At 38.1% G+C, this 11842-nt stretch carries 10 protein-coding genes; 4 read left to right on the top strand and 6 right to left on the bottom strand.

Annotated elements, in window-relative coordinates; all coding sequences use genetic code 11:
- Positions 1-113 precede the first annotated feature (113 nt).
- Positions 114-236: a hypothetical protein gene (locus ABEG20_RS06960; RefSeq protein WP_335321425.1), complete on the top strand. Its 123-nt coding sequence runs from the start codon at positions 114-116 to the stop codon at positions 234-236.
- Here ABEG20_RS06960 and ABEG20_RS06965 read toward each other — a convergent pair.
- Entirely contained in the window at positions 220-2127 is a 1908-nt protein-coding gene (locus ABEG20_RS06965; protein WP_406826657.1) for a DUF3857 domain-containing transglutaminase family protein, read from the bottom strand. The genes ABEG20_RS06960 and ABEG20_RS06965 overlap by 17 nt on opposite strands.
- Positions 2128-4101 carry a transglutaminase domain-containing protein gene (locus tag ABEG20_RS06970; RefSeq protein WP_406826658.1) on the bottom strand — a complete coding sequence of 658 codons (1974 nt, stop codon included), beginning with the start codon at positions 4099-4101 and terminating at the stop codon, positions 2128-2130.
- A gap of 183 nt (positions 4102-4284) precedes the next feature.
- On the opposite strand from ABEG20_RS06970, the gene ABEG20_RS06975 reads away from it, so the two are divergent.
- Both ABEG20_RS06975 and ABEG20_RS06980 read left to right on the top strand, forming a co-directional pair.
- A complete protein-coding gene (locus ABEG20_RS06975) occupies positions 4285-5238 on the top strand; it encodes an exonuclease domain-containing protein (RefSeq protein WP_406826659.1) in 954 nt (317 codons plus the stop codon).
- A gap of 79 nt (positions 5239-5317) precedes the next feature.
- Positions 5318-7177, top strand: a complete 1860-nt coding sequence (locus tag ABEG20_RS06980) for a M1 family metallopeptidase (RefSeq protein WP_406826660.1) — start codon at positions 5318-5320, stop codon at positions 7175-7177.
- Positions 7178-7349: 172 nt separating this feature from the next.
- Here the strand turns inward: ABEG20_RS06980 and ABEG20_RS06985 are convergent, their stop codons facing one another.
- Both ABEG20_RS06985 and queG read right to left on the bottom strand, forming a co-directional pair.
- The gene (locus tag ABEG20_RS06985) at positions 7350-7541 is read right to left on the bottom strand and encodes a hypothetical protein (RefSeq protein WP_406826661.1); all 192 of its coding nucleotides are present in this window, start codon (positions 7539-7541) and stop codon (positions 7350-7352) included.
- Between the two features lie 24 nt (positions 7542-7565).
- Entirely contained in the window at positions 7566-8501 is a 936-nt protein-coding gene (queG, locus tag ABEG20_RS06990) for a tRNA epoxyqueuosine(34) reductase QueG (RefSeq protein ID WP_406826662.1), read from the bottom strand.
- A 134-nt stretch (positions 8502-8635) separates the two neighbouring features.
- On the opposite strand from queG, the gene ABEG20_RS06995 reads away from it, so the two are divergent.
- Positions 8636-8842, top strand: a complete 207-nt coding sequence (locus ABEG20_RS06995; RefSeq protein ID WP_147228577.1) for a hypothetical protein — start codon at positions 8636-8638, stop codon at positions 8840-8842.
- 61 nt (positions 8843-8903) lie between these two features.
- Here the strand turns inward: ABEG20_RS06995 and ABEG20_RS07000 are convergent, their stop codons facing one another.
- Together ABEG20_RS07000 and ruvB are read right to left on the bottom strand one after the other, a co-directional pair.
- On the bottom strand, positions 8904-10412 hold the full coding sequence (locus ABEG20_RS07000; protein ID WP_406826663.1) for a GNAT family N-acetyltransferase: 1509 nt from the start codon (positions 10410-10412) through the stop codon (positions 8904-8906).
- Positions 10413-10812: 400 nt separating this feature from the next.
- A complete protein-coding gene (gene ruvB, locus ABEG20_RS07005) occupies positions 10813-11835 on the bottom strand; it encodes a Holliday junction branch migration DNA helicase RuvB (RefSeq protein ID WP_406826664.1) in 1023 nt (340 codons plus the stop codon).
- Positions 11836-11842 lie beyond the last annotated feature (7 nt).

Genomic DNA, 11842 nt, shown 5'->3' on the forward strand with positions numbered 1-11842 from the left:
GAATATTCAAAATCTTATGATCCTAAGAGACGATTGTTAAAATACCAATCAGCTAAAATGTTAGCTTTTATTCTAATCTATTTGCCTATTTTTGTAGCAGAAAATAAACAAGCATGCCAAACGACGAAAATGATTATTCTTTCTGGACCAAATACAAGAAATTTGCCACCACAGAAATTTTGATGTATCTGATTATGATTATCGGTATTGGTCTTGGGATTATTTTTTTAAGCTAAGTGCTAATTTTAAATAATCTGCAGCATTTACGTCGTTTATAAATCTCGAAAATTCTGCATATTTTTCTGCAGGGAATATCCCATCGTTTAAAATAAATTTTCGGTAATAGGTTAATTTATTTCCTTCTACACTTGTTTTGCAGGCATACTCGCCAAATACACTTTTAAAAGTTTTATTTTGCCCAACGATTAATGCTGCATTTACATTATCCGGCAGGGTATAAATAATAGTATCCTCATCAGTATAACCACGGTTAACGTAAACAGGTAGCGTTCTGTTTTTTATTTCAGCAATAGATCGTTGTAGGTTGAAAGCATTAAGCTGTAAAAACATTTTATTTCCATTTACTGCTGCATAATTTCTGATATTGACGGTTATATCTTCCAAGAGTTTGGGGTGGACATCTTTTTCCTGAGCGAACAAAACCGTTTCAAAATCAATGTTATCAATATTATACGTTTCTTTTAATAATTTATGCTGTTCTGTTACCGGTTTACCAATCATTGGTTCCTGATTTTCATATTGTGAGCCAGCATAAACAGTATTCATCTTGCCGGATATACTCCCGTCTGATTGAATCTTTAAATTAGCCTTGCGTGTCTGTAAATTTTCAGCAGAAGTTAGCTTTGGTGTATGCAATAATTTTCCGCCATCTTCGGTACAGGCCAGCACCAGTCTATCATCTGTAAAATCGCCTAAAAAACCAAATGGGATTTTTTGGCTGGTGCATTCCAGCCAGGTTGTATCGCCTTTTAATGGCATACATAAGATAATATGATTGCCTTGGTCCATACTGGCATATGCTGGATCCATGCTTTTCTTTTCGGAACCAGCAGCTACAACACAGTAATATGAGGCTATACCTGCAGCGTTGAGTAAACTTTGCATGTAATTGACCAAAGCTTTGCAATCGCCATAACCCAATCGGTCTACCTCACTTGCAGCAATGGGCTGAAAACCACCAATGCCAATCTGTACACTAATATACCTGGTTTTATCCTGTAAGTACCGGTAAATTTTACGTGCTTTATCTTGGTCTGTTCTTTCGTTTTTTACCAAGTCTTTGATCATCTCGATCGTAGCAGTCGGCAAAGCTTTGCGTTCTGCGAGCAAGTCGTCATAAATCCACTTGCCAAGCTCGGTCCAATTGGTATAACTGCCGTTATGGCTATAATAATAGAACGCTTGCGGCGCAATCTGTACGTTGGTCACATAGGTTTCGCGTGCAGGGCTGTAGGGTTCAGCTCTTACAGCCACCATGTTATTTACTGTCCAAATCGTTTTTTTCAGTTTCTCATCCGTTATAACTTCCGGGGTTCCGTTATAATTTTGAGTTTTGATTCTTACCCGGTCTGTTGGCTTGCAGATAAAGGTATACGTACTTTTTTCCACTGAAACATCATCTGCCGGTTTAGGCGTCCAATCGGGGATAATCAAGTTTTGTTTATTTCTAACTTCATAATTGTAAACCAGCGTATAAGGATATTCGTTTATCGATGGTAAATAGTGTTTAAGGCGGCTATCAACAAAAAGAGAAAAGCCATCTGCGGCGCTCATGTCCGAAAAATCATTTTGGGAAAATTTATGGGTCAGTTTGCCTACACTATTGTAAACTTCTCCCTTTATGCTTTTAATTGAAATATTTTTATCGTAGTAGATGACCAAACGGGCTTCATCTTCACCATTTTGATTAAAAACGGTAATGGCCTTTTTTACATTAAGTATTACGTTATCGGGGGAGCGCATGTCGACAGTTGTTTCCTGGTTACGGATACAGGCATTGGCGCGGTTACGCAGGTTTGGTGGAATTAAATCAATATCATAGTTGTTTTGTGCAAAGCCTGTAACTGCTACTAAAAACAAGGAAAGGCAGGTGAATAAAAATTTCATTTAATTTGCCTTTTTTAATAAAAACTCTGTTTTTTGATTCTGGATGATTTTACTGTAAAATTCCTTTAAATAAAGGTATTCATCTGGCTGATAAATAGCTTTGTTAAACTGTAAAATCTGACTCATTGAAATGGTAGTGTCTTCCAGTTTGGTTTGTAGTAAATATCTTCCTCCGGCATCCGGCAAAGCAATTGCCATATCTTTCGGTTTTTCCAGCAATTGGTATTTTTCTGGTAAAAGTACATTAACGGAGATGCGCTCGTCGGATGCGGCACCTAAGTCAACAGGGTAAGTACGCTCGTTTAAGTGGAATGGGTTTTTTGAAATGGTATTGATAAAAAACGGGCTAAAATAGAACTGATCCTGATTTGAACCATCATTTATGGTAAACTCTACTTCATACTTCTCTATTAAGGAATTTTCAACGCTATCCAGGTTTGAAATCTGATGATCAGATATTTTTATCCTGGTTAAACGCTCATCTAGTTTCTCTACATACTCATCCGGAGAATTGTACCGAAGTATTTCTTTACGTTTTCCATATGCGGCATAACCCATGGTATAGGTGGTTAAAGTACCAATAATTTTGCCATCAGTGGTCATTTTTCCGGTCAAGATATAACTCGTAGTTGATTTCTGGCTGGCCACCAAATCGATCCAGTAAGATGGCTTTTTTAAGTTAATTACCCTTCCCTGGTCATTTATGCAACGAAGAGGGAGTAAACCGAACGGCAATAGTGGTTCTGTAGCATCTAATAAATAACTTTTGTCGGCAATATTTACTCTGGCAATCAAATAGTTAAAATCGCTCATTACCGGATAAAGTTTGTTTACCGTTCCATTATCGCGGGTAGAAAGTATCACGGCTTCTGCATCTAAACCGGCGGCAGAAAGTGCCGCAATTAAACTCAGGTTTACGTCTGCCACATTGCCCGACCTATTTTCCAATGCCTTTTTGATATTGTCTTCAGAATACTTTCCGTAGTAATTATTCCACCTGATCTGTTTTTTAATGTAATTATAAATGGCTTTTGCTTTGTCTAAATCTGTTGAGCTTCCTTTTGTGATTTCCGGAATAAGGTCTTTAAAAACATCCTTTCTTTTCATCTGATCGCCCAGGGTTTTGTAGGAAGACAGCTCATAATCAATATCCCTCCAGGTTTTGGTATAGGAAGTTTTACTGCCGTTTAAATTCTGGACATCAGAAAGCTCAAAATAAATGGCCGATTTGAAGTTACTGGGCGCCGTCATATTATCTTCCTCCATAAATGCCGGGATATTTTTCATCATGTAATCGATTTTCGAACAATCGATAGGTACACCCGATAGCCTTAAACATTCTTTGCTTAGTTCAACCTTTTGATCCGTCAGTTTTTGAAAACCACGTAACGATACATTGTAATTGTAAATGCCCGGAATGTAAACCAGATATTCGCTAATTACCTTTGGAATGTTGCTTTGGAACTCCCATGTTCTGAAATTAAATAAATTGGGAGATCTTAATCTGTAACTATATTCAATAATGGAACCTTCTTTAAGATTTGGAAGCGTAAACTTGGTTAGTCTGGTATATTTTGACCTGTTTTCAGTAAAAACCGCCTTTTTATCCATAGTGGTTTCCACAAAGTTATTGTCTACATAGTTAAATGTAGAAGCTTTTAATTCACTGATCGTTTCTTCGCGGGAGTCATCTTTATAGGTTGGAATAACGATGTTGGCTTCTTTAAAGCCTTCTTTATTATAGATTTTGATTTTTACATGGTGTTCAAAAATCAGTTCCAAACTTCCTGTAATATCATCTCTTTGAATAGACGCCGTGCCGAATTCCTTCAAAACTATTGCATTAGCATTACTATCCAATTTCTTTCTGTCAAATTCATAATCATCATAGGTAATAGAACCGAAGTTAAAGTTTTGAGCATGAGTAGCTAATGATAAAAATAGGAGTAATAACAGGGCTAATGTCTTATTCATCTGAGCGTGCATAAATTTTTGCAATTTAATCTTAGCAACCAATATCATGAAATAATTTGAAAATTAAATTTATAAATTAATGAGGCCATTTTACAGAACTAATGAAACCTTTTTAGCACTTTTGAAAAAAAGAATTTGACATTCCGATTCAAATCTAATGTCGCCAATCTCACATCATAAGAAATGAAATTAAATTTAAAGCGCCCCTTAGCATTTTTTGATTTAGAAGCTACCGGAGTTAATGTTGGAGCCGACAGAATCGTTGAAATAGCGATTTTAAAAGCCATGCCAGATGGTTCTGAACTTGTTAAAACCTGGCGCGTAAATCCAGAAATGCCGATTCCTTTGCAAACTTCGTTAATACATGGTATTTATGATGAAGACATTGCTGACAAACCCACCTTTAAAACCCTGGCAGCAGAAATTGCTGAATTTATTGGTGATAGTGACCTTGCCGGATACAATTCAAACAAATTTGATATCCCCATGCTTTTAGAAGAATTTTTAAGGGCGGAAATAGATTTCGACATGAACAACCGCAAATTTGTTGATGTACAGAATATTTTCCACCAGATGGAACAGCGTACCTTAAAAGCAGCGTATAAATTCTATTGTCAGGAAGATTTGGTGAATGCACATGCTGCTGAAGCTGATGTTATTGCCACTTATAAAGTTTTACTTGGCCAGCTGGAAATGTACAAGGAAACTGAGTTTGAGAATAAGCAAGGTGTAAAAAGCATTCCGGTAGTAAACGATGTGGACGCGCTGCATATCTTTACCAATATTAATAAACCTGTAGATTTTGCCGGTCGTTTGGTTTACAATGATAACGATGAGGTATGTTTTAATTTTGGTAAACACAAAGGTAAAACCACTGCTCAGGTATTTTCAGTAGAGCCTAGTTATTATGCCTGGATGAAAAACGGCGATTTCCCCTTATATACGAAGAAGAAGTTAGATGAAGAGTGGGCGAAATTCAATGCGAAGAAAAATGAAAATAAGCCAGCAAGAGTTCAGCATAACACGCCGGTAAATAAATCTCCATATCAACAAAAACCTCAGCAAAAGCCAGAAAAACCTGCTCAACCGATCAATTCGGATATGTTGGAGCAGCTGAAAATGAAGTTTGGTAAGTAATAGCTGACTGGTTAATTGTTTAAAATGTTTAATTGACGTTAAACGCTATGCACATTGCGCTTAGTCCTAAACTCAAAAAATGAAATCTATAAAAATATTTAGCCTGTTATTTTGTACTGCCATCTATGTTAGTGCACAAACTACCTTGCCGATAGCGCCTGTTTTTCAGAAAGCCTATCAGAAAGAAACCAGAAATGGAAATGGCAAACCTGGGAAGAATTATTGGCAAAACACGTCTAAGTACGATTTGAATGTAGATTTTAATCCTGCCAGCAGATTATTAAAAGGGAAGGTTCAGGTAATATATACCAACAACAGTCCGGATACTTTGAAGGAAATCTGGTTTAAATTATATCCGAACCTGTATAAAAAAGGAACGCCAAGAAAATCAAAGTTATCAGCTTCTGATCTCGGTGAAGGTGTGGCTATAGAAAAAATGGTAGCGAACGGAAAATCAGTTATTGATTTTAAAATCGACGGAACAAATATGACTGTGGATGTTCCAGCTATTGTGCCTGGAAAAAGTATTAGTTTATCCATTGATTATAGTTATACTTTAAATAAAGGATCACATGTACGTACAGGTCAGGTAGATGAAGGTTCGTTTTTTGTAGCCTACTTTTTTCCACGAATTGCGGTTTATGATGATATTGACGGCTGGAATAAATTTCCATATACAGGTGCTGAGGAATTTTATAATGACTTTGACCAGTTTAATGCTTCTATTACGGTTCCAGGGGGGTATGGTGTTTGGGCAACTGGTGATCTGAAAAACCCTTCAGAAGTTTTTCAGAAAGAAATTGTTTCCAGAATATCAACTGCAGAAAAAAATGATGCTGTAATTGATGTGATTACGGATAGAGATTTAGCAGATAAAAAAGTGACTAAACCAAATGCCTACAATACTTTTAAGTTTGAAGCTAAAAATGTGACTGATTTTGTATTTGCCTTGAGTGATCATTACTTATGGAAATCGAGCAGTTTGGTGGTTGATCCTAAAACAAAAAGAAGAACCCGGGTAGATGCCGTTTTTAACCCAAAGCATAAAGATTATTATGAAGTAATAGATTTTGCCCGTAAAACGGTAGAAGCCATGAGTTATACTTTCCCCAAATGGCCATTCCCTTATCAACATGAAACGATATTTGATGGTTTAGATCAGATGGAATACCCAATGATGGTTAATGACAATCCGGTTGATAACCGCGCAGATGCCATAACCTTAACCGATCATGAAATTTTCCATACCATGTTCCCGTTTTATATGGGTATAAATGAAACCAAATATGGCTGGATGGACGAAGGTTGGGCAACTATTGGCGAGTGGTTAATTTCACCAATGATTGACTCTACCATCGTGGATGAATATGGCGTGCAGCCTACGGCTTCGTCTTCGGGCGGGAAAGATGATACACCGATTATGACTTTAACGCCTGACTTAAAAGGATCAGGATCTTTCACCAATTCTTATCCAAAACCGGGCTTGGCTTATTTGTATGTTAAGGATTATCTGGGCGATGAACTGTTTACTAAAGCTTTACACACGTACATCCAAAACTGGAATGGCAAACATCCGATGCCATATGATTTCTTTAACAGCATAAATGCAGGCAGTGGGAAAAATTTAAACTGGTTTTGGAAAGCCTGGTTTTTTGAAGATGGTGTAACCGATATGGCCATTAAAGCGGTAGATAAAACTTCAGCCGGATATACAGTAACTATTGAAAACAAAAGTGTTAAGCCATTGCCTGTCGATTTAGCGCTGACCTTTGAAGATGGTACTACCGAAAAAAATCACAGCACGATTGGTGTATGGGAAAAAGGCGACCGACTGGTAAAAATCGAAGTGAAGACTACTAAAAAATTATCTAAAGTTGTGATGGGAAATCCGCATACACCAGATAAGGTTAAAAGTGATAATAGTTTTTCGGTGAATTAGATGAGTATCAAGGAAGTTAAATTTTGGACGATTTGCTAAGTCAAATCTGACTTCCTTAATAATTTGGTTATAAGATATATTTATGGCGATCGTCATCCTGAACTTGTTTCAGGATCTATTTAACTTAATTCTTGATGAAAGATGCTGAAATAAATTCAGCATGACGACCCTTTCAACCTTCAATCGGATCATTAAAATTATCCTTCATACTGATTAAACGTTTTCCTAACCCAGCAGTGCTCTTTTGAGATTTATCAACCGACTTTTCTGTAATCATTGGAGAATCAATATAATCTGATACCCTTTTTTTTAATTTGGCAGGTAAGTCTGCAAGCTTTGTATATAATTGAATATCAGTCATCATATTAAATATAATAAAGATTTGTAATTATTCAGGTTTAAGAAAATCGATATTTCTTTTTAGTCCGGTAAATTTGGTGCGCTTAACCGCTGAGCCTTTAAAAACCTTTTTAAAAACATCATCCGTAATTTCCATCAGGTCTTTTGCGCTCAAATCCAGCAATCCATTATCAGGCTTAAAAGCATCTTCATTATGTGCTTTAGAGAAACGGTTCCAGGGACAAACATCCTGACAAATATCGCAACCGAACATCCAGTTATTCATTTTATCTTTAAACTCATTTGGGATTTCATTTTTGAGTTCTATAGTAAGATAGGAGATACATTTCGTTCCATCCACAACCTGGGGTGCAATAATAGCATCAGTAGGGCAGGCGTCTAAGCAGCGGGTACAGCTTCCACAATAATCGGCCTGGTAAGGATGATCATAATCCAGTTCAAGATCAATGATCAATTCGGCAAGAAAGAAAAAGGAGCCATCTGTTTTACTGATCAGGTTTGAATTTTTCCCAATCCAGCCAATACCCGATTTTTTCGCCCAGGCACGGTCTAAAACCGGAGCAGAATCCACAAATGCCCTTCCCGAAACCTCTCCGATATTTTCTTCTATAAAATGGGTGAGTTCCTTTAATTTTTCTTTGATTACCGTGTGGTAATCCTGCCCGTAAGCATACTTGGAAATTTTCGGTGCGTCGGGATCTGACTGTTTTTCTTCCGTATAATAGTTTAATGACAAGGAAATTACGGATTTAGCACCATCAACGAGTAATCTGGGATCGAGGCGTTTGTCGAAATAATTTTCCATATATTTCATTTCACCATGACGGTTCTGATTAAGCCAACTTTCCAGTCTGGGCGCTTCTTCTTCAAGAAATTCGGCTTTAGCAATACCGCAAGAAATGAAGCCTAAACGGAGGGCTTCTTCTTTAATCAACTGGCTATATCTTGCATGATTGTTATACACCGTTTTGCAAAGATAAGGCTTAGGATTTAAAACATTTTCATTAATCGCTTGTTCTACATGCAGAAACTAAATTAATTAATTATGGCTCATCATTATTGGGTAAAACCAGAAAGGAGAGCTTCAGTAAATCAGCTATGGAAAATATAGATCCACAACATACGGAATCAGGAGCAGCTCCGAAACCGATTGAAAAAGATTACGAAAATCATAAAGAAGATCCGGGACCTGCAAAGCCAGCGGTAACAGAAAAAGATGAAAACGGAGGAGGGCAAGCACTAAAATGGGTGCTACCGATAGCGGTAATCATTGGACTGATTATATGGTTTATCATGAGAAAATAATTAGCTTTAGATTAAAAATGAAATGCCGGTACATGAATTTGACCGGCATTTTTTATCATCCTTATTTTAAAAGTTTAACCTGGTAAAGGTCCTTTCGTCTGTCTTTTAGCACTTTTACCGTTCCATAATGGTGCAGTTCGTCTAATAAATGAAGGTCTACATCTACCACCAATACCATTTCTGTATTTGGAGTAGCCTCTGCTTTGATGGCATTAGTTGGAAAAGCGAAATCAGAAGGAGTAAAAACTGCTGACTGGGCAAATTGAATATCCATATTATTCACCTTAGGTAAATTGCCCACACAACCTGCAATAGCCACATAACATTCGTTTTCTATTGCCCTGGCCTGTGCACAGTGCCGAACACGGGTATAACCGTTTTGGGTATCGGTTAAAAATGGTACAAATAAAATCTGCATGCCCTGTTCTGCATAAATACGGCTCAATTCAGGAAATTCTACATCATAACAGATCAAGATACCTACTTTACCACAATCGGTATCAAAAACCTGCACTTTATCTCCACCAATCATGCCGTAATATTTTTGCTCATTTGGCGTGATGTGGATTTTCCTGTATTCATCTATTTTACCGGTACGGTGGCATAGATATGTGGCATTATATAGTTTACCATCCTCAATGAGCGGCATACTGCCGGTAATAATATTGGTGTTGTAACTTAACGAATATTCGTGCATTTTCTGCACAATCTCTTCCGTTTTTTCAGCAAGCTTACGCATGGCCTCAATTTCTGGTAAGTGATTGTATGGCTGGAGCAGTGGTGTATTAAATAGCTCAGGAAACATCACGAAATCTGATTTGTAACCACTCAAAGCATCTACAAAGAATTCTACCTGTTCGTAAAAAGCTTCCATATTGGGGAACAAACGCATTTCCCATTGCACCAAACCTAAACGGATGGTCATGGCCGAACGGGCCGAAGCATCAATACCCTGGTAATAAATATTATTCCACTCAATTAAAGTGGCATATTCTTTCGATTCTTTATCGCCTGGTAAATAATTCTTTAGTACCTTTCTAACGTGAAAATCATTCGAAATCTGAAAAGTAAGTGTGGGATCGTAAATTTCTTTAGCTTTTACCTTATCTATATACTGCCTCGGACTTAACTGTTCTGCATATTGATGGTAACCCGGAATTCTTCCGCCGGCAATAATGCTTTTGAGGTTAAGGCTTTCACAGAGTTCTTTCCTGGCTTCATATAATCTCCTACCTAAACGTAGCCCCCTATATTCCGGGTGAACGAAAATTTCGATGCCGTACAAGGTATCGCCGTTTGGATCGTGTGTGGTGAAAGAATAATCGCCAGTAATCAATTTATAGGTGTGCCGGTCTCCATATTCATCATACTCTACAATAATAGCCAATGAACAAGCCACAACTTTATCATCAACTGCAATACAGAGCTGCCCCTCGGGAAAAATATTGATAAGTTTTGCAATACTGGATTTTGGCCAGATGGAACCGCCCATACTATCATAGGCCTGGAGCATGGATTCTTTAAGATCTGCGTAATCTTCGAGCGTTAGTTTACGTAATTCAATATTCATAATGTTTGATTTCTATGTTATGAACACCAAAAGGGCTTAAATGTTCAGTTGGATTATACATTTTCAAAGTGGCGTCACGCTGAACTTGTTTCAGGGGCTTTCCTAAAGTTTATCATCTTTCGATTGCAACTTGCGTAATCTATTGATCTGAAAAGCAGTCTTTAGATGCTTTTAGAAGGATTTTTCCCTTCTATTTATCATCCCTAACAGCTATATCGTACAGATGCTTTGTCCAAGACGCGCTAAGATTCCCGCCTGCGTGGCAATGACGTTTAACTTTTACAGCATGGTGATCAGCCTGAATTCATTTCAGGGTCTTTCCTAAATTTAGTTTAACAGATTGTTCCATTCCGCTGCACTCCGGTGGATATGACGACCTGAAAAGGGACGTGCAAAGATATTAAAACAACTTCCCGGTCTGGCCAGGATAATTTTTCTTTAAGTGCTTATAAGCTGCTTCAGTAACTTCTCTGCCCCGTGAAGTACGCATAATATAGCCTTCCTGTATCAAAAAGGGTTCATATACCTCTTCAATGGTACCTTCATCTTCTCCAACAGCCGTGGCAATAGTTTTTAATCCCACCGGGCCGCCCTTAAATTTGTCGATAATGGTGACCAATATCCGGTTATCCATTTCATCTAAGCCATGTTCATCCACGTTTAATGCATCGAGGGCATAACGGGCTATTTCGGTATCGATATTTCCGTTTCCTTTAATCTGTGCAAAATCTCTTGTTCTGCGCAAAAGTGCGTTGGCAATACGGGGCGTACCGCGGCTACGGCGGGCAATTTCATAGGCACCTTCATCGCTGATCGGCGTTTTTAATATATCGGAAGAACGGAGCACAATTGTAGTGAGCAATTTAGCATCGTAATAAGCCAAACGGGCATTAATTCCAAAACGGGCTCTTAATGGTGCTGTTAGCAACCCGGAACGCGTAGTGGCGCCAACCAATGTAAAGGGATTAAGTGATATCTGTACCGAGCGGGCATTCGGCCCGGTTTCGAGCATAATATCGATTTTAAAATCTTCCATGGCTGAATACAGGTATTCTTCTACAAGAGGGGATAAACGATGGATTTCATCAATAAAAAGGATATCGCCTTCATCCAGCCCGGTTAATAAACCAGCCAGATCGCCAGGCTTATCCAATACGGGGCCAGAGGTAACTTTAATACCGGTAGCCATTTCATTGGCAATGATATGAGAGAGCGTGGTTTTACCTAAGCCCGGAGGACCATGCAATAGAACATGGTCTAAAGCCTCGCCGCGGAGTTTTGCTGCCTGAACGAAAATTTTCAGGTTTTCCATCACTTTTTCCTGCCCCGTAAAATCTTCAAAAGCCTGTGGCCTTAATACCCTTTCAATATCGCGATCGGTAGGGGTTAGGTTACTTGCTTCAGGATCCAGATGCTCATTCATAACCGCA

It is taken from the genome of Pedobacter sp. KACC 23697 (assembly GCF_045348445.1).
Lineage (GTDB): Bacteria > Bacteroidota > Bacteroidia > Sphingobacteriales > Sphingobacteriaceae > Pedobacter.